This is a genomic window from Chengkuizengella axinellae (genome assembly GCF_030730905.1).
Taxonomy (GTDB): Bacteria; Bacillota; Bacilli; order Paenibacillales; family KCTC-33759; genus Chengkuizengella; species Chengkuizengella axinellae.
In genome coordinates this window covers 125,575-144,070 of record NZ_JAVAMP010000008.1, presented here as the reverse complement: position 1 = coordinate 144,070, position 18,496 = coordinate 125,575, and the positions used below count along the sequence as shown (strand labels likewise).

18 protein-coding genes are annotated in these 18,496 nt (G+C 33.2%); 14 read left to right on the top strand and 4 right to left on the bottom strand.

The features are described 5' to 3' along the window. Nucleotides 1–76: 76 nt before the first annotated feature. On the bottom strand, nt 77–544 hold the full coding sequence (locus Q5Y73_RS15755; protein WP_305992871.1) for a hypothetical protein: 468 nt from the start codon (nt 542–544) through the stop codon (nt 77–79). 127 nt (nt 545–671) lie between these two features. On the opposite strand from Q5Y73_RS15755, the gene Q5Y73_RS15750 reads away from it, so the two are divergent. Next, nucleotides 672–1,331: a hypothetical protein gene (locus Q5Y73_RS15750; RefSeq protein WP_305992870.1), complete on the top strand. Its 660-nt coding sequence runs from the start codon at nt 672–674 to the stop codon at nt 1,329–1,331. Nucleotides 1,332–1,398: 67 nt separating this feature from the next. On the opposite strand, the gene Q5Y73_RS15745 is transcribed toward Q5Y73_RS15750, so the two are convergent. Beyond that, complete coding sequence (locus Q5Y73_RS15745) at nt 1,399–1,734, bottom strand: hypothetical protein (RefSeq protein ID WP_305992869.1); 336 nt, start codon at nt 1,732–1,734, stop codon at nt 1,399–1,401. Nucleotides 1,735–1,989: 255 nt separating this feature from the next. Between Q5Y73_RS15745 and Q5Y73_RS15740 the strand changes: the two genes are divergently transcribed. From Q5Y73_RS15740 to Q5Y73_RS15730, 3 genes are all read left to right on the top strand, one after another. Beyond that, on the top strand, nt 1,990–2,688 hold the full coding sequence (locus tag Q5Y73_RS15740) for an SDR family NAD(P)-dependent oxidoreductase (protein ID WP_305992868.1): 699 nt from the start codon (nt 1,990–1,992) through the stop codon (nt 2,686–2,688). Nucleotides 2,689–2,754: 66 nt separating this feature from the next. Beyond that, a complete protein-coding gene (locus Q5Y73_RS15735; RefSeq protein ID WP_305992867.1) occupies nt 2,755–4,368 on the top strand; it encodes a vWA domain-containing protein in 1,614 nt (537 codons plus the stop codon). A gap of 151 nt (nt 4,369–4,519) precedes the next feature. Continuing rightward, nucleotides 4,520–4,939: a GNAT family N-acetyltransferase gene (locus tag Q5Y73_RS15730; protein ID WP_305992866.1), complete on the top strand. Its 420-nt coding sequence runs from the start codon at nt 4,520–4,522 to the stop codon at nt 4,937–4,939. 65 nt (nt 4,940–5,004) lie between these two features. On the opposite strand, the gene Q5Y73_RS15725 is transcribed toward Q5Y73_RS15730, so the two are convergent. After that, entirely contained in the window at nt 5,005–5,907 is a 903-nt protein-coding gene (locus Q5Y73_RS15725; RefSeq protein ID WP_305992865.1) for a DMT family transporter, read from the bottom strand. A 203-nt stretch (nt 5,908–6,110) separates the two neighbouring features. Here Q5Y73_RS15725 and Q5Y73_RS15720 point away from each other — a divergent pair, with 203 nt between their 5' ends. The 3 genes from Q5Y73_RS15720 to Q5Y73_RS15710 all read left to right on the top strand — a co-directional run bounded on the left by Q5Y73_RS15720 (nt 6,111) and on the right by Q5Y73_RS15710 (nt 9,135). After that, a complete protein-coding gene (locus Q5Y73_RS15720) occupies nt 6,111–6,458 on the top strand; it encodes a hypothetical protein (RefSeq protein WP_305992864.1) in 348 nt (115 codons plus the stop codon). A 14-nt stretch (nt 6,459–6,472) separates the two neighbouring features. Beyond that, nucleotides 6,473–7,759, top strand: a complete 1,287-nt coding sequence (locus Q5Y73_RS15715) for a glycoside hydrolase family 18 protein (RefSeq protein WP_305992863.1) — start codon at nt 6,473–6,475, stop codon at nt 7,757–7,759. A gap of 86 nt (nt 7,760–7,845) precedes the next feature. Beyond that, nucleotides 7,846–9,135 carry a glycoside hydrolase family 18 protein gene (locus Q5Y73_RS15710; protein ID WP_305992862.1) on the top strand — a complete coding sequence of 430 codons (1,290 nt, stop codon included), beginning with the start codon at nt 7,846–7,848 and terminating at the stop codon, nt 9,133–9,135. Between the two features lie 204 nt (nt 9,136–9,339). Here the strand turns inward: Q5Y73_RS15710 and Q5Y73_RS15705 are convergent, their stop codons facing one another. Then, a complete protein-coding gene (locus Q5Y73_RS15705) occupies nt 9,340–10,977 on the bottom strand; it encodes a glycoside hydrolase family 13 protein (protein ID WP_305992861.1) in 1,638 nt (545 codons plus the stop codon). Between the two features lie 325 nt (nt 10,978–11,302). Between Q5Y73_RS15705 and Q5Y73_RS15700 the strand changes: the two genes are divergently transcribed. From Q5Y73_RS15700 to Q5Y73_RS15670, 7 genes are all read left to right on the top strand, one after another. After that, complete coding sequence (locus Q5Y73_RS15700; RefSeq protein WP_305992860.1) at nt 11,303–12,307, top strand: LacI family DNA-binding transcriptional regulator; 1,005 nt, start codon at nt 11,303–11,305, stop codon at nt 12,305–12,307. 540 nt (nt 12,308–12,847) lie between these two features. Then, nucleotides 12,848–13,702, top strand: coding sequence for a carbohydrate ABC transporter permease (locus Q5Y73_RS15695; protein WP_305992859.1), 855 nt, complete (start codon nt 12,848–12,850; stop codon nt 13,700–13,702). Continuing rightward, nucleotides 13,699–14,760 (top strand): carbohydrate ABC transporter permease, encoded by a 1,062-nt coding sequence (locus Q5Y73_RS15690; protein WP_305992858.1) that lies wholly within the window; start codon nt 13,699–13,701, stop codon nt 14,758–14,760. Before Q5Y73_RS15695 ends, Q5Y73_RS15690 begins: the two co-directional genes overlap by 4 nt. A 172-nt stretch (nt 14,761–14,932) precedes the next feature. Next, entirely contained in the window at nt 14,933–16,222 is a 1,290-nt protein-coding gene (locus Q5Y73_RS15685) for a sugar ABC transporter substrate-binding protein (protein ID WP_305992857.1), read from the top strand. Nucleotides 16,223–16,358: 136 nt separating this feature from the next. Continuing rightward, nucleotides 16,359–16,739, top strand: a complete 381-nt coding sequence (locus Q5Y73_RS15680) for a hypothetical protein (RefSeq protein WP_305992856.1) — start codon at nt 16,359–16,361, stop codon at nt 16,737–16,739. Nucleotides 16,740–16,943: 204 nt separating this feature from the next. After that, complete coding sequence (locus Q5Y73_RS15675) at nt 16,944–17,537, top strand: TetR/AcrR family transcriptional regulator (RefSeq protein ID WP_305992855.1); 594 nt, start codon at nt 16,944–16,946, stop codon at nt 17,535–17,537. Nucleotides 17,538–17,983: 446 nt separating this feature from the next. Next, nucleotides 17,984–18,454 (top strand): aminoacyl-tRNA deacylase, encoded by a 471-nt coding sequence (locus Q5Y73_RS15670; RefSeq protein WP_305992854.1) that lies wholly within the window; start codon nt 17,984–17,986, stop codon nt 18,452–18,454. Nucleotides 18,455–18,496: the final 42 nt, after the last annotated feature.

The following is an 18,496-nucleotide window of genomic DNA, read 5'->3' as shown; positions in this document are numbered from 1 at the left end:
ACTTCAATGAATACATAAGATAATTTAACTTTACTTTAGATATATAATATTTCTACTAAATGTAAAATTATCATTATTATTTTGGCTGCAGCAGTTTATAAGCAACCCCAGTAACTACTCCGTAAATCACATGACTCACCAAGCTCAACCACATTCCAGAAGAGGAACCTCCTCCACAAGCATTTCCACATGGTTCGGTTGTACTACCGCAAACGCTTCCACAAACACTACCACAAGCTCCTGCATCTCCCATTAATAGAGGCATAATAATTAATGGTCCTATAACCCAAATAATAACCCCAAAGATCAATCCTGCCACTATTGGTTGTTTTATAAACCCAATAAAGTATGCAAAACCAATACCAAAAATTGCACTAATGACTAAATGAACTATAAAACCTACAATGGCAGAGTCACTTCCTACCATAGATGCGATCCCAGGGAAAGATCCCATCATTCCTAACATGATAGACATGATAAGTCCACCAACTAAACTTGCTATAATACCTGCTTTTAAATTGAATTTTTTTGTTTCTTCAGACATAAAAAAAACCTCCTTTAGTTAATTAATTCAATTATAGGAGGAATGAATTTATTATTATGTAATCCAGATTACATAATATGGATTTTTATCATGATATGATTGGATGTAATGGAGATAAAAGAGAGGAATGAGATTCAAAATGATACTAAAAAGATATTGGAAGTTAATCATTATGATAGGCGGTCCTTTGTTTTTAGGTACTTTGGAAATTTGGCACCCTCATCATGTGGATTTTAATGAGATGGTGTCCTCTCATGAGAAAGCTAATTGGTGGTTGATATTACATTTATTACAGCTCCCTTTGTTTGGATTACTTGCATTATCTGTCTTCTTTTTATTAGAAAATATCAAAAATGTTGCTTCTATTATCAGTAAAATTGGATTATGGTTCTTCATAGTGTTTTATACAGCCTTAGACTCAGTGGCAGGAATTTCGACTGGAATACTATTTCATTTTATGAATTCAAACCCAGACTTGGATCAAAACGAAGTCTTAAATGATCTCTTTATTACTTTATTTCAAATTCAGGTTCCAGGAGGGGGATTGATTGTAAAAATTGCGGTACTATCTTGGCTCATTGCAGGAATTTCTGCAACGATTGCTCTTTATTTGAAGGGTTATAATCGAATAGGTGTAATATTAATAGGAATTGCAACAATTGTATTTCAATCTCACGCTTATCCTAACGGTACTATTGCAATGTATTTGTTAACTGTGGGGATTATCCTGATCCAGTTCTTTCCTTGGCATTTTACAGAAGTTAAACATTCTGCCTCTTTAAAATAACGACTGTGTATCACATGGAAGTGGTATATTATGATCGACCTATGTGGATATGGTAGCGTCAGGTGCTTTAAAAGATAATAAGTGAAGAGGTTTTCATTGTTACTGATTTAGATGGACTGTTTGTAGTAATCACATCTGTCGAAAATTTTATTGTAACTGGAACGACAAACGATAATGGTGTTATTACTCCAGTTTGCATACCTACGACATCTAAACCGCCAGCAGATCTGGTAAAACCTATAAGAAAAAGTGTAAAAGGGGAGTGCTCATGTATTGAGGATCCAATTACGAGCAAGTTTAAAATAAATGATTTGGTTTGTATAAACGGTAATACCGAAATTACAGTTACTGCCGTAGGAGAAGGTCTCGTTGTTGGGGATGAAGATCCTGGGCAAATCATCATTTCTACTTGTTTATGGGTTACTACTTTAAGATTTGGACCATGCCCGATAGATCTCAGAAACAAACAAAAAGGGAAGAATCAGCAGCAACATAGACTCGCCGTTCATTGAAAGTCATCACACAAAGAATTAGAAGTAATAGAGAGTTGAAGTGATTGTGTTTTTTTACAGTTTCTTCAACGATTACATAAACTATATAATAGAAAAGGAGATAAGCTTTATGATACAATGAGTTTTGAAAATTGGAGGGATGAACATTGAAAAGATTAGATGGTCAGTTGGCATTAGTGACGGGTTCAAGCCGTGGTATTGGTGCAAAGGTTGCAGAGGGATTAGCAGATAGAGGATGCGATGTCATTCTCCACGGAAGAAAAAATGAAAATACGTTACATACGAAAAAATTACTTGTATCTAAGGGAGTAAAGGTTTATTCAGTAGAAGGCGAATTATCTACTCTTGAAGGCGTAAATCAAATTGTTCAGCAAGTCGAAGCAATAGGTCATGTTGATATTTTATATAATAATGCTGGTCTGAGTAATATATATAAACCTATTTTCGAGTATACAATGGAAGATTGGCATGAGATTATGCAGGTAAATGTTTACAGCTTAACATTCTTATGCAATGCATTTGCTCCTGCCATGAAAGAAAAAGGATATGGTCGTATCGTAAATGTCAGCTCGGGTATTCAAGATCAGCCTCATTTAGTGGCATATAGTGTTTCAAAGGCAGCAGTAGACAAATATACGAAAGATCTTTCCTTTGAACTTAAAGATTCAGATATAAAAGTGAGTTACATCGATCCTGGGTGGATTAAAACAGATTTAGGCGGTCCAGACGCTGAAAATGATTTAGATAGTGTTCTTCCAGGTATGCTGATTCCTGTGTTATTGGATAAAGAAGATGCAACTGGACAAGGATTTCGTGCGCAGGACTATAAAGGGAAAGAAATTTAATAAAAAAATAAAAAGTTACAACATTTTCCTCCTTCAGACCGTCTATGGTTTAAAGGGGGATTTTATATGAGAAAAATAGGATTCATCGTATTTAGTTTGTTTTTGATTTTTGCTGCCATTGGGTGTTCAAGTCAGTCTGAAAAAAACATGAAAAAAGAAGGGGAGACTACAGAGACTGCCGCTTCTGATCAAGCAGGAAGTGAAGATGCAGAAGGGTCATCTTCAGAGCCAATAATGGAGGCACCTAGCTCGTCGGAAACTTCGTTCGTGATTGAATCAAAAGAAAGTAATAGTTTATACAATAATGAAAATATAGTCATATCTCCATCAAGTCAATTAGAAATTGAGGATATGAACTTCAAAGGATATGGTACCAATCCATTCATATCTACTGAAGATGATCCTTTATCTACATTCGCTATTGATGTAGATACAGGATCTTATACTGTAACTAGAAATTACATTCAAAGAGGAGTTTTACCTCCTCCTGAAGCTGTGAGAGTAGAGGAGTTTGTGAATTATTTCAAGTCAGATTCAGAAGCACCTAAACGAAATCCATTTGGAATTCATGTCGATGGAGGTGAATCGCCTTTTGGTGAGGGATATCACTTAATGAGGGTAGCCATTAAAGGGAAAGAAATTGCAGATGAGAATCGTAAACCTGCTAATCTTGTTTTTGTTATTGATGTTTCTGGTTCAATGGAACAAGAAAATCGATTAGATCTTGTAAAGAGAAGCTTACAGTTACTTGTTGAACAATTAAACGATAATGATCAGGTAGGTATTGTTGTATATGGTTCACATGCAAGAACGATCCTCGAACCTACATCTATAAAAAATAAAAATTATATATTGGAGGCTATAGATCAATTACAGTCATCTGGTTCAACTAATGCTGAGGAAGGGTTGGTATTAGGATATGAAATAGCTAGTGATCATTTTCAATCAGGTGCAGTAAATCGAGTAATTCTATGTTCAGATGGTGTAGCAAATGTAGGAGAAACAGGTCCAGAAGGAATTTTAGAAGAGATAGAAAGATATGCTAGAAATGATATTACTTTAAGTACTTTTGGGTTTGGCATGGGTAATTATAATGATGTGTTAATGGAACAGTTAGCAGATCAAGGAGATGGAAATTATTCATATATCGATTCATTCTCTGAAGCAAGACGTATTTTCACAGAAGAATTAACTGGCACATTGCAGACTATTGCTAAGGATGTAAAGATACAAGTTGAATTTGATCCTGAAAAAGTAGATCGGTATCGATTGATTGGATATGAAAATCGGGATGTTAGAGATGAAGATTTTCGAGATGATAGTGTTGATGGAGGAGAAATTGGTGCAGGACATTCTGTGACTGCATTATATGAAATTAAAGTAAAAGAAAACCAGTTGGATGATATAGGGATTATTAAATTGAGATTTTGGGACACAGAAGTGGAGGATATCATTGAAGTATCAAAAATGCTTTCCATTGAGGGTGAACTATATCGCGAATTGAAATTTCTCGCAGCTGTTGCAGAATTCGCAGAGATCTTAAGAGACAGTTACTGGGCTAGAGAAAGTTCACTATTAGATGTCTTAAAGCTAGCTGAAGAAAATGCCAGGGGTGAAAAGGAATTGGAATTTGTAACCTTAGTAAAAGACGTAATTGCTATTCAATCGTCTGATCATTAGTTGAAGGTTAACTTCAAAGCTATCAAGTTCAGCCGAATCTAATGATTTTGCTTCCAAATTTTAGTTATCATTTATAACGTCTTTGTCAATCTCTTTACAAATTGATATAATCATTGAATATATATTTTACTTGAAAGGAAGACGGGATAGGATGGAAGTAAAAGTAGTTAGTACCGAACAAGAGCTTAAAGATGCATACAAAGTACGAATGGATGTTTTTGTAGTTGAGCAAAAAGTACCTGAAGAAATTGAAATAGATGAATTTGAAAACGAAGCTAAACACATTGTTATTTATGATGAGAAGAAGCCAGTTGCTACTGGACGTATTCGTGAAGTAGATGGTTACGGCAAGCTTGAACGCATTTGTGTATTGAAATCTCACCGTAAATATGGATTAGGTAAAATGATCATGGATAATTTAGAGATGATTGGACATGATATAGGGTTAAAACAATTTAAATTGAATGCACAAACACAAGCAGAACCATTTTATGAAAAACAAGGTTATCATACCGTGTCTGGTGAGTTTTTAGATGCCAATATACCTCATGTTACAATGGTAAAAAAATAATAAGTGAAAACAAAATCCTGTATTGTTCAATAGACAATGGCAGGATTTTTGCATATTTGAACAAGTCAAGAGTGAGTTTTGGTGTCCAATTGCTTCTGATTAAATTTAATAAATATCCAAACTCCAAGCAACAAGATAAATCCAGCAATAGCTTGATGAAATGAAATATGTTCATTTAAAAGAAAATAAGCAAGTATTGCTGCACCTAATGGTTCCCCTAATATAGACATTGAAACTGTGGTTGCATTCATATATTTTAATAACCAGTTGAAAAGTAAATGCCCAAACACTGTCGGAATAATAGCCATTAATATAAAAATTCCCCATTCCATGGAGGAGTATTTAATGAAGGAATATCCTTGAACTATATTATATAAATTTAACAGCATAGCTGATGTAAGAAATACAAAAAAACTGTACACATAATTAGACATTTTCCTTAACAAACGTTTCCCTATTAGAATATGGATAGCTACTGTAATTGCTCCTAACAAGGCTAACATATCTCCAAGCACTGCTTTGGTTGAAAGACCAAAGTCTCCCCAACCTATTAAAATTGCGCCAAGAACAGCAATGATTATCCCAGTAATAGCCAAAAAATTTGTTCGTTGTTTAAAGAATAAAAAGGAACCAATGAGCACAAATATTGGTTCTAGTGCTACAATTGCCGTTGAATTTGCAACAGATGTGAATCGCAAGGATCCCATCCAAAACAAAAAGTGAAGTCCTAAAAAAAGACCAGATAAAGATAAAAAGAACCAATCCTTACTGGATAGCTTCTTCAATTCGTGCCAATATTTCATTATGAAGGGCAGCATTAGAAGGTTTGTAATATATAAACGGTACATAGCAATGATAGAAACAGGTGCCTCAGACCATCGAATAAAAATCGATGAAAAAGATATCGCAATGATTCCGATCATTAAAATAAACCAAAGCGGTATCGGAAAAGCTTTGTTGTTATGCATAAGCTGATTCTTCTCCTAGTTGAATTATTTTTAACTTGATTTAAAACTTAAAGGTAAACTAGTACAGTTTACTAATGGGTGGGACTTATTTAGGTACTTGTATGAGATAAATCTATGAAACTATTAAAAAGATTAATCATCATTCTTTTTCACCTTATGAACACATATACATAATATAAATGATTTTAAAGGTGGGGTAAATGGTGATTGAAAAAATAAAAAAATATGTTGAGTTGAAAAATCAACAAAAACAAATATCAGAAGAGTTATCTTTATTACGAGATGATATTATCTCTTTTATGGATAAAATCGATGAAACTGAGATGGATTTTGAAAGCTATCTAGTGAAAGTTGTACCTCAAGAAAGAAGATTGTATGACGATGATAAATTATATAAATCATTACCTGACGACAGTTTGTGGAGACTAATGTCAAAGGCGGATACTTCAAAAATTAATGGATTGCTTAAATTAAATATTATCAAAGAAGATTTATTAAAAGATGCTTATCAAGTGAAGAAGATCTCAAATCTTCAAATCAATAAAAAATAGAAAGGAGAATAAAAATGCAAATTCATGTTGTTCAAAGTGGCGATTCACTATATTCTATTGCAAACATGTATACAATAACTCCAGATGTAATTACAGCAGCTAATCAAATTGAAGCAGATCAAACCCTAGTAGTAGGTCAGACTTTGGTTATTCCAATTCAAGGAAGTTATTACTGGGTTAAGCCTAGAGATAATTTGTATTCGATAGCTCAAAAATTTGGATTAAACTTTAATGCGTTGTCTCAAATAAATCAGTGGCCAATTGAACGGCCTTTACCTGTCGGATTTCGTTTATATATACCACCTCAACCAAAAAGAATGGGGACCTTTAAAGCATATATTGAACCAAGAGATGGAGTTTCAGAGGTTTTAAAAAATGCAGCAAGAGAAGCAGCACCATACTTGACTTACATTGCTCCATATAGCTTCCAAGTAAATGAAGGTGGTTCTTTAACACCTCCATCATTAGATGATTTAGGTTCTATTGCTGCTGAAGACGGTGCATTATTAATGATGGTCATTTCCAATTTATCAGGTGCGCAATTTAGCCCAGAGATCGCATCAAACATTTTTTATAATAAAGAACTCCAAGATACATTTATTAATAATATTGTATTAACTGCTAAACAGTTGGGTTTTTCTCATATTGTTTTTAATTTTGAACTGATAAGGGCAGAGGATCGAGAAGCTTATAATCAATTTTTAAGAAATGCAACAAAAGTTTTGCATGAAGAAGGATTCCTAGTTTCCACTACCCTAGCTCCCAAAACAAGCGCAGAACAAACAGGGCTTTGGAATGTCGCTCATGATTATAAAGCACATGGTGAAATAGTTGATTATGTTTTCATTATGACTTATGACTGGGGCAACTGGGCTGGTCCACCTATGCCAGTATCACCTATAAATGAAGTTAGAAAAGTACTTGAGTATGCTCTAAGCGAGATACCTGCTCATAAAATAATAATGGGACAAAACTTATATGGATATGATTGGACTCTTCCTTACGAACCAGGTGGCGAATTCGCTAAGGCTTTAAGTCCTCAAGGTGCAATTAACTTGGCTAGAGAGAGAAACGAAGCGATACAATTTGACGATGTTGCACAGGCACCATTTTTTAAATATATTGATGATTTAGGGAATGAACATGAAGTATGGTTTGAAGATGCAAGATCAATTCAAGCAAAATTTAATTTGATCAAAGAATTGAATTTAGCAGGGATGGGTTATTGGAAGCTAGGGTTATCATTCCCTCAAAACTGGTTATTGTTAGGTGACAATTTTAATGTTAGTAAATTAATGTAAAAATGTTGAGTTAAACTTTTTTATGACACATATACATAGTATGAAACGTAAAAATCAAATATTTGCGTATAGAAAGGAGAGGGAAGATGCAAATTCATGTTGTAGAAAGCGGTGATTCTTTAAATTCCATAGCGAATACATACAGTATTTCTCCAAATCAAATTGCTTCAGCAAATCAAGTATCTGAAACTGACCCATTAGTTATTGGTCAGTCTTTAGTTATTCCTATCCAAGGAAGTTATTACTGGGTTCAATCTGGTGATAGCATGTCTTCTATTGCACAAAAGTTTGGAATGAATCAAAATACTTTAGCTCAAACAAATGAATGGCCAATTGAAAGAGAACTGCCAGTTGGTTTTCGATTATACATTCCACAGAAACCTAAGAGCATGGGTGTATTTAATGCATATATTGAACCTAGTGGAGATGCATTTTCAGAAGTATTGCAAAATGCAGCACGTGAATCTGCTCCTTATTTAACATACTTAGCCCCGTTTAGCTACCATGCTAACAGAGATGGGTCTTTAACACCTCCGCAATTAGATGATTTAGCATCTATTGCAGCTGAAGATGGTGCTACTTTAATGATGGTGATATCAAATCTGGAAGAAGGTCAGTTTAGTGCGGAGTTAGGTGAAATTATTTTAAATAATGAGGACGTACAGGATAACCTACTTAACAATATAATTTCAGTAGCGAAAGAGCAAAATTTTAAGGATATTCATTTCGATTTTGAGTTTTTAAGACCGGAGGATCGTGAAGCATACAATCAATTTTTAAGGAAGGCTGCAGACCGAATACATCAAGAAGGGTTTTTAATTTCCACAGCATTAGCACCGAAAACAAGTGCCGAACAAACAGGTGCCTGGTACACCGCTCATGATTATAAAGCGCATGGTGAAATTGTTGATTTTGTTGTCATCATGAGTTATGAATGGGGATATAGTGGTGGTCCACCTATGCCTGTATCACCAATAACTGAAGTCCGTAAAGTTCTTGAGTACGCCATAAGTGAAATTCCTTCAAATAAAATATTAATGGGTCAAAATTTGTATGGATATGATTGGACTCTTCCTTTTGAACCAGGGGGGGATTATGCAAAAGCATTAAGTCCTCAAGCAGCAATAAGTTTAGCTAGAGAAAGAAATGTGCCTATTCAATATGATTACACCGAGCAAGCTCCATTTATTGATTATAAGGATGACGAAGGGCAAGATCACAAGGTTTGGTTCGAAGATGCAAGGTCTATTCAAGCAAAATTCAACTTATTAAAAGAATTACAATTAAGAGGGATGAGTTATTGGAAGCTTGGATTAGCTTTTCCTCAAAACTGGTTATTAATTGACGATAATTTCAACGTGATAAAAATGACTTAAAGTTTAATTGAACAATCACTTCTAGCAGAGCCTCAAAGATGTAGCCGAACTTATCATTAGAGGTAGTTATAAAAAGACCAACCATTAATGGCTGGCCTTTTATTATTTCCCGGGCGAGCGCACTAGTAGATAATAAGAATGAATAATCGACATATGGAAATGTTTTTTATAGCATATAATGTCGAAGTGCCTCGATGTATACAATCATATCATTTGATAAATTAAAGCTTCGTGGGGTCTTAAGTTCATTATTTCCTTAGTTGAATGTGATTCAGCATCTTCATAATTACCTATGATTTGCTTAAAACGATTGTTTTTATATCGTTCTGGGAAATGTAAGACCCTATTTTCATCTGAATGATTTAAAATGACAAGCCATTTTTCATTGTCTAACACTCTAGTGTAAACATAGAGGTTTGTGTCTTCTGGTAGAAGATCGTGGTATTGTCCATAAACCATCACTTCATTGTTTTTACGTAAGTCAATTAGTTTTTGATAATAATAATAAATGGAATTAGGATCTTTTAAAGCAGTTTTTACATTAATTTTTGTATAGTTTGGATTTACTTTTATCCAAGGAGTTCCTTGTGTAAATCCAGCGTTTTCTGTATCGTCCCATTGAACCGGAGTTCTAGAGTTGTCCCTGCTAAGAAGTTTCAAAGACTGGATCACCTCTTTAGGATTCCTTCCCTTGTTTACTTCTTCTTCGTATTTATTAATCATCGCTATATCATTATATTCTTCAATTGAATCGTAATGAACGCCGGTCATACCTATTTCTTCTCCTTGGAAGATGTAAGGCATTCCAGGTAGTGTATGAAGCATGGTTGCTAGCAATTTTGCTGATTGTTCACGGTATTGTTCATCATTTCCGTAACGTGTTACCTGTCTAGTGTGGTCATGGTTATTCAAAAATTGTGAGTTCCAACCTGATTTAACTAATGCTTCATACCAATCCTTTTGAATTTTTTTATATTTCACCAAATCCCACGTCGGCATATCATCAGCAATTTGAAAATGAAATAAAGTATCTAGTTCTTTATTTTCTTCTGCTACGTACTCTCTTCCCATTTCTGGGGTGACAAATGGTATTTCTCCAACAGTCATAATATCATAATGCTTTAAAACCTTTTCATGCATTTCCTGCAAGTATTCATGAATACCTGGGTTGTTTCCTAGATAATGAATCTTTTCAGGATTTTCAACATTAGAAAAATCCTTAGGTTTAACAAGTAGATTGATGACATCCATTCTAAAGCCATCAATTCCTTTATCTAACCAATATTTCATCATGTCATAAATCGCATTACGCACATTAGGATTTTGCCAATTTAAATCAGGCTGTTCGATAGCAAAAGAATGCATATAATATTGATTTGTGCTAGTATCTAACTCCCATACGGATGGGGTGAAATAGGACCTCCAATTATTCGGTTCTTTTCCATCTACAGCATCTTTCCAAATGTACCAATCTCGTTTTTCATTATTTATGGAAGAACGAGATTCTATAAACCATGGATGAGAAGATGAAGTATGATTAACTACCAAGTCCATAATTAATTTCATACCTCGAGTATGAACCTCTGACAGTAATTCCTCCCATATATCCATAGAACCAGCTCGAGGAGTAATCCCTAAATAATTGCTAATATCATAACCATTATCAACATCAGGTGAATCATAAACTGGATTTAGCCAGATCACATCTACACCTAAATGCTGAATATAATCTAATTTTTGTATGAGACCCTTTAAGTCACCGTAGCCGTCACCGTCAGAGTCAAAAAAACTTCTCCAATAAACTTGATAAACTACAGATTCCTTCCACCAAGTTTTTTTCATGTGTTTCCTCCAGTTATTTTAGAAAGTGTATGATGAATAATTTGAAAAGCTTTTCAAAAAAAGTTAAAATGAATTAGAAACATTTTAATTATTACACTTTTTTCGTATACTTGTAAAGGATAATTATTCGAAAATTTTTAAAACTTGATTTTTCAAGTTCTCATGCTTTAAGACTTTCAAGGGGAAATAACAGCCATAATTTCACCTGATAAGGTCATCTAACTTTCAGCGGGAGATATAAAAACTCCACTGAAAACAAGATTTATTTTTATAAAAAGGAATTTTTGTCCTTGTTCATTTAAATTTAGGATAGGAGGTTCAACCATTGACAGCTACAATACATGACGTTGCTAATCGAGCAAATGTCTCTATATCTACTGTTTCTAGGGTGGTGAATAATCCTAATGCAGTTAGAGTAGAAAAACGAGAAAGAGTACTGCAAGCGATAAAGGAATTGGGTTATGAACCTAATCCTTTTGCGTCAGGATTGCGTGATAATCGTACTATGACTATAGCTGCGATCATTCCTGATATTTCCAATCCCTTTTTTTCCTCTTTACTGCGAGGGATTGAGGATGTTGCAAGAAAGAAAAAAAATAATGTGATTATTTGTAATACAGAGCAGGATGATGAACGTTTTCGTGAATATATGCTTTATTTTAAAAAGAAAAAAATAGACGGGGTTATTTTCACAAGTGCTACGATTAGTGATTATGTATATCAGTCTTTTCAGGAATTAAAAAAGCCTGCTGTACTAGCAGCAACAAGAAGTGAAGATCACAATTTACCTTTTGTTAAAATAAATGATTGGCAAGCTAGTTATGATGCAACTAATTTTTTAATTAGAAACGGTCACACTTCTATTGGGATGATCAGTGGTTCGTTAAGTGACCCTATAGCTGGTAAACCTAGGTATGATGGTTTTTATGAAGCACTTAAAGAAGCAAACCTTCCTATTTCTGCTCAATCCGTTACCTTTGGAAATTTGGATTTTGATAGTGGTTATGAAGCGATGGGTAAGTTATATGCTCAAATGCCTGAGATTACTGCGGTGTTTGCGGCTTCAGATTTAATGGCTTTAGGTGCGATGTCATTCTTACAAAAAAGAGAGATTCAAATACCTAAACATATTTCAATGATTGGTTTTGACAATATTGATTTTTCTCGTATGGTTTCACCAGGACTAACTACCGTTTCCCAACCTATATATGAAATTGGAAAAAAATCAGCTTCTTTATTATTTCAATATATTGAGCAAAAACAAGCTCCTGAAAGCTTATATTTAGATCATGAATTAAAAATAAGGCATACTGTATTTAATAAAAACTAAACTAAACCTTAAACTTCCCGCGAAAGTAAAAGACTGTTAAATCGGACATCACTCCCATGTGGCTGACACAGATCTTTCAGTAACGGGCAAATATTTTTGTAGTTATTATCTCTTTTGTGGGGAAAGTTTGAGAACCACATCATTTAGTTTGAACGACGATCTTCTTTTCAATGTAGTTTATATACATACTTTTATAAATATTTGAAAAGGTTTTTATATTTATGTTTATCTTAAACTAGTGATACAGGTATTTGTTTTTTGAAAATCATTTGCTCTGAACTATGGTTTTTAAAGGTTTTTTTTTAATTAATTATAAATACATTACTTTTTACTAACTTTTGATATTGACGAGTTTTTTGTAATCGGTTAAAATGAAATCGTAATCTTGAAAAGCTTTTCAAAAATGAAGCATGAAACAATTATTTAGAAGCATTTAACTGAATATTTAACACTGGATAAGAGATAAATAGAAGGAGGGATGCTGTAATTATTAATCATTTAAATAGATGGCAAATCTTCGAAGGAGGAGAGAGCTAAAGTATGAGATTTGTAAAAAAATACTGGCTAGAGACATTCATGGTTCTACCGCTTTTTGCTTATTTAATATATTTTACATTTATACCTGTATTGCAAACGGTACAAATAAGCTTTATTGATGATAAGAGCCATCAATTATCGTTGAAAAATTATGAATCTCTTTTCTCACATATTGATTTTAACAGTGCATTATTTAACACGATCTTTATTACTCTAATTGGACTTACTGTTCAAATTGTAATCGCTTTAGTCATAGCATTAATTTTAAAAAGAAAATTTTTTGGACGTAGTTTTTTTAGAACCATTATGCTGATCCCTATGGGAGTTCCAACTCTAGTATCTGGTGTAACATTATTATTTGTATTTGGGCAAACAGGATATTTTAATGAATTGTTATACCGACTAGGTATTTTATCTACACAACCCTATTGGTTAGGTGGGGGGATTGAATCATTAGCCGTAATCATTTTCGCGGACATGTGGAAGGTGTTGCCATTAACGATTCTTCTTCTTTTGGCTGGATTAGAAAGTATAGGGGATGATGTTTATGAAGCCTCTTCCATCGATGGAGCGACAAGTTGGAAAAAGTTTTGGTATATCACACTTCCATTACTTAAACCATCCATTACGATGGCTATTATTTTAAGAGCTATTGATTCCTTTAGAATTTTTGAATTGCCACTTGTTATGACTGGAAAAAATGTACCTGTATTATCTACCTTTGCTTATGAAGCCTTTCAAAGAAATCAATATGGTTTGTCTGGTGCAGCAGCAGTTATATTGTTACTGATTATCATTATTTTTATTTTGCTTTATTTCTTTATTGTAGAAAGAAAGGAAGCGAGGTCTAATACATGAATAAACTAACTTCAGATCGTTTTTTCAAATTTATATCGTTTCCTTTACTTTTTATAGTTGCTTTTATGATGATATTTCCTGTTTACATTTTAGTAAAAGTATCTATTAGTGATCCTAGAGAAGTCAATACAGATCACCCTACGTTCTTAGTTCATAATTTTACACTTGAGCATTGGGAGAACATTATTCTTACGGATAAGAAAACAGAAACAGGACAAATTGTATATAAAATCAATGTTGATGAATTAAAAGTGACAAGTGAAGAAGCAGAGGAAGTTGTTATAACACCTGATGAACAATATACAATTAATGGTGTTACAAGAAAGCTCTCTTTTTTAGAAGGGGAGACTTATAAATTAAGCAGAGAAGAGCTACAAAAAGTAAGAGATGCGAGTATTACGAAAAAAATATTTTTTGGTGAAGAAACGATTCAGAAGTTATATTTGCCGATTTGGAAAAGCTTTAGCGTAGCAACTTTGACAACTATTGTAGCCATTATGATCGCTGCACCTGCTGCTTACGTCATATCAAGAATGCCTAAAGCTATAGGATATATGATTATTTTAGGTTTGTTATTCACTCGAATGTTTCCTGATGTAGGGATAGCTCTTCCAATTGCTACTAGGTTTGTTTCTTGGCAATTAACAGATTCTACTTTTGGATTAATTTTGGCACATCTAATACCTAATTTACCATTTTTAGCATGGATATTAGTAGGTACTTTTCAAGTCATTCCAAGGGATGTAGAAAAATCTGCCATGATTGATGGTGCGGGCAGAATTACAACTCTTCGTAAAATTATATTTCCAATAGCAGCACCTGGAATTGCGGTCGGAGCTATGTTTGTATGGTTAAATTCCTGGAATGAATTTTTGTACGCTAGGTACTTAACAACGATTGAAGGTACTTTGCCTATTAAAACATTTGAAATCATCACAACAGGTAGTTTTTTCACAGCAGCAGCATACTCGACGATACTTACGATTCCGATTATAGTCATCACTTTTTATCTGCAAAGATATTTGAAATCAGGAATGTTGTCCGGTGCTGTGAAGTAAAGTGAAACTTGCATTCGGTGAATATGTTTTTTATTCAATGAAAGCTTAGTAGATCTTATTGGGGATTTACAGATCGTTAACGTTGCATCAAAGAAGTAGCATTTACGAACTGTTAATCCGGGGTAAAGTGAAACTTGCTTTTAAATAAAATATAAATAGGGGGATTCATAATATGAAATTCAATAAATTTCTTTTATCTATTTTAGCCGTAATATTTGTTTTTGGAGCCTTAATTGTAGGATGTACACCAGCAGATGATAATGTGCAGGAAAATCCAACTGAGAATGATCAACCTAATGCTTCTGAAGATCCAGCAACTGAACCTGAACCATCAACAGACTCAGAAACATTGCGTGTTGCATTTGGTATGGCTGAAACAGAATGGGATTTGTTTAATAATGAAATTTTACCTGCATTTGAAGCTGAAACAGGAATTAAAGTGGAAGCAGTTGAATTAAAAGCGGGTGATTTAATTAATAGTTTAACTGCTCAGGTAGAATCAGGTCAGATAACAATTGATATGTTTGCTCAAGATATTAATAATTTGTCTGGACTAGTAACAAGAGATCTTGTTGAGGATTTATCTACTTATAACGAGAAAATTCCAGAAGCAGTGATCGAGGGTATGATGGAAGCGACGGAGTTTGATGGAAAGAGATTATTTTTACCATATCGTCCTAATGTGGAAATCGCTTTTTATAATGAAAATAAATTTAACGAACTTGGACTGGAAGTACCTACAACTTGGGAAGAACTTTTAAACGTTGCAAAAGCAACTAAGGATTTAACAGGTCAAGGTAGAGTTGCAATAAAAGCAAATCTACAAGCGGATAACATCCTACACATGTTTGATTTTATTAAACAAGCAGGTGGAGACCCGTATACATTAAATGATGAGGGAAGTGTTCAAGCATTTGAATTCCTACAGGAATTATATCCGTATTTAAATGAACAAAGTTCGACAGCAGCATGGGATACAATGAATGAATATTTATTAAAGGATAGCGTATATCTTGGAACGAACTGGCCTTTTTATATTCCAGAATTTCATAATCAAGGAAAAGATGAGATTAAAGCATATAGTGGTTGGAGTGGACCTGTGAAAGAATCTCATGTATTAGGTGGAGAAGTTATTGGTATTCCCAAAGGTTCTACAAAAGTTGAATCAGCGATCCAATTTGCTGAATTTCTAATGTCAAAAGATGTTCAAGAATTGTTAGTAAGCGAATTAGCTTGGCCATCAGTAAGATCTGATGCTTATGGATTAGTACAAGGTTATCAAGAACCATATTTTGAAGCAATTAAAGAAGCGTTGAACTCCGCTGAACCAAGAGGAAATGAACCTTACTGGGCTGATGCTGAACCTATTTATTTAGAAGTATTTCAGAAAATTGTTGTGAATGGAGAGGATGTAAAAACAACATTAGATGGAGCTGCTGAACAGTTAAATGCTTTGAAATAACAAGTATTTACAAAATAAATAAATGAAATAATGAACAACCTCCATTAAAGATGAATATCTCTTTTGGAGGTTTTTTTCTTAATGAGACATGCATAGGATAAGAGTACAAGGTTAATTGCTGGAAAGGGGAATCATAATGAAAATGAAATCTTTTCAATCAACTATCGTAATTATGACTGTTGCAATTATAAATGTTATACTTGTTTTGCTTATCATAATTCCTAGAGATCATCATAACACTGCAAACATTTTATGGGAAAATGAAAGTGCGTATATTGTAGAAAGAGTAAGTGAAACACCAGTTTCTTCTCAGAGTGAAGGAGAGCTTCAGCAAATCCAAAAAGGTGACAACTACTATGTAACCTTAGAAAAGGTTTTAGTAGATTCTTCAATAGAAGGAGACCTACTTACTGAAACTTATCAAGAATTTGAAGTGTATAAAAATCAATTTGGAGAAATCATTCATGTTTTGCCTACGGAGTATTTTAATTATTTGCGTTATGATTTGAATCAGTAAAAGCTAAAGAAGAAATCTTTGTTTATGCCCTTATAGATAATAACCTACTTTGCATGTGAACTTATTTCTAAATAAATGACATGATAGTCGGAGAATTGGATGTAAATATGGTGAGATTTTAACATATGTGATAATATTATGAATAACAATTGATAAATTAAAGAGAGAATTTGATGAGTCTGAAGCATGAAAGGAAGTTAAATGATGGCTGAAAAAAATAGTAGACAGACAACAACTAAGGAAAAAATATTACAAGCTAGTCTAAAACTTTTTTCCGAAAATGGCTATAAGGGTGCAACATTGAAAAAAATTGCTCTGGAAGCTGGAGTAACAGAAATGACAGTTTTCAGAATCTTCGAAACTAAAGAAAAGATATATGAAGAAATCATGAGTACTTTTAGCTCTGCAGCGCCACTTATTCGAGCTTATCTTGAAAAAGAAGCAACCTATGATTTAGAAACTGACCTGAAAAATATAGCACATATATTTTATAATCAAATGTTGGACAATGCCCATATCATAATGATTATTTTTAAAGAAAAAGATATTAAATCTGTGATAACTGAAAAAAGCTTATTGGAGTTAAAATATTTATTCGTACTATATTTCGAAAAAATGAAGGAAAAAGGAAAAATGATAGATGTTAATTCAGATACAATAACTTTTGCTTTTTTAACATCTACAATCGGGACTTTTATGACAAGACAAAGATTTCCTGGAATTCCGTTTACACCTCAAGAAGAACTTATTGATACAATGATTCCTGTATTTGCAAGGGGTTTAAGTGTGGAACAATAGCGTAAGAAATTCTGGAATGTCATTAGAAAAACAATATGATCTAATCCATTTGGAACAGAGCGTATTGTTTTTTTACTATATAATAGATACTCAAATAGATGATATTGCTATGGTTCCAGAAATAATCAATAAATTTATATTGATAAATATAATAAAATAAAGTAAGATATTAATATAAATGTTAGTTCATTATAACGAACTAACATTGTGTTCTGAAGGTACCTTCGACTCTGTTATAAATATATAAATGTTGTTTATTAGGTTGGGGAGAAATAAAAATGAACGGATATCATTTTTAGTTATTGATCATGTCGGAGGTATCTATTCTTAAAACTATTAATAGGTTTATAATATAAATCACTTATTTGAATATAGGTGTTTTTTTTGTTTTAAACATTTATAATTTAATTAAAGGAATTAATAAATAAAAGAGGTGGGTATCATATATGAATCAGTATGATATAAAAATCAGCGATTATTTAAAAGAAAATAAAATTAATGCAGATCACCTTTTGGTTAAAAAAAATTGTCATTCGGTTTCAGACGCTGCCGCAGCAGTAAATGAGAAAGTTGATGAATTTGTAAAAAACGTTTGTATGGTAGATGATACTGACAGATTAATTGTTGCTATTGTGAAAGGAGAAGATCGTGCAAGTACTTCGAGGGTTTATAAGGTCTTGAATTTAGATCATAGACCAAAATTGGCATCTGAAGAAGAAGTGTTTAGAAGGACTGGTTTTCCTGTGGGTGGCGTTCCTTCCTTTGGATTTAATGCTTTGTTTTTAGTAGATTTAAAGGTACTGGAAAAAGATTACATATATACCGGAGGAGGATCTACTCAATCCTTAATAAAAATAGAAACTGGGGAATTGCTTAAAGTAAATTCAGGTAAAGTATTTAGAATTAGAAAGAAGTAATATAAAAGTGATTTTTTAAAAAAAATTTGTGAAATTTGAAAG

Coding starts and splice junctions, on each gene's coding strand:
- Q5Y73_RS15755 (WP_305992871.1), bottom strand. CDS start 544: ATGTCTGAAGAAACAAAAAAATTCAATTTAAAAGCAGGTATTATAGCA.
- Q5Y73_RS15750 (WP_305992870.1), top strand. CDS start 672: ATGAGATTCAAAATGATACTAAAAAGATATTGGAAGTTAATCATTATG.
- Q5Y73_RS15745 (WP_305992869.1), bottom strand. CDS start 1,734: ATGATGATTTGCCCAGGATCTTCATCCCCAACAACGAGACCTTCTCCT.
- Q5Y73_RS15735 (WP_305992867.1), top strand. CDS start 2,755: ATGAGAAAAATAGGATTCATCGTATTTAGTTTGTTTTTGATTTTTGCT.
- Q5Y73_RS15730 (WP_305992866.1), top strand. CDS start 4,520: ATGGAAGTAAAAGTAGTTAGTACCGAACAAGAGCTTAAAGATGCATAC.
- Q5Y73_RS15725 (WP_305992865.1), bottom strand. CDS start 5,907: ATGCATAACAACAAAGCTTTTCCGATACCGCTTTGGTTTATTTTAATG.
- Q5Y73_RS15715 (WP_305992863.1), top strand. CDS start 6,473: ATGCAAATTCATGTTGTTCAAAGTGGCGATTCACTATATTCTATTGCA.
- Q5Y73_RS15710 (WP_305992862.1), top strand. CDS start 7,846: ATGCAAATTCATGTTGTAGAAAGCGGTGATTCTTTAAATTCCATAGCG.
- Q5Y73_RS15705 (WP_305992861.1), bottom strand. CDS start 10,977: ATGAAAAAAACTTGGTGGAAGGAATCTGTAGTTTATCAAGTTTATTGG.
- Q5Y73_RS15695 (WP_305992859.1), top strand. CDS start 12,848: ATGAGATTTGTAAAAAAATACTGGCTAGAGACATTCATGGTTCTACCG.
- Q5Y73_RS15690 (WP_305992858.1), top strand. CDS start 13,699: ATGAATAAACTAACTTCAGATCGTTTTTTCAAATTTATATCGTTTCCT.
- Q5Y73_RS15685 (WP_305992857.1), top strand. CDS start 14,933: ATGAAATTCAATAAATTTCTTTTATCTATTTTAGCCGTAATATTTGTT.
- Q5Y73_RS15680 (WP_305992856.1), top strand. CDS start 16,359: ATGAAAATGAAATCTTTTCAATCAACTATCGTAATTATGACTGTTGCA.
- Q5Y73_RS15675 (WP_305992855.1), top strand. CDS start 16,944: ATGGCTGAAAAAAATAGTAGACAGACAACAACTAAGGAAAAAATATTA.
- Q5Y73_RS15670 (WP_305992854.1), top strand. CDS start 17,984: ATGAATCAGTATGATATAAAAATCAGCGATTATTTAAAAGAAAATAAA.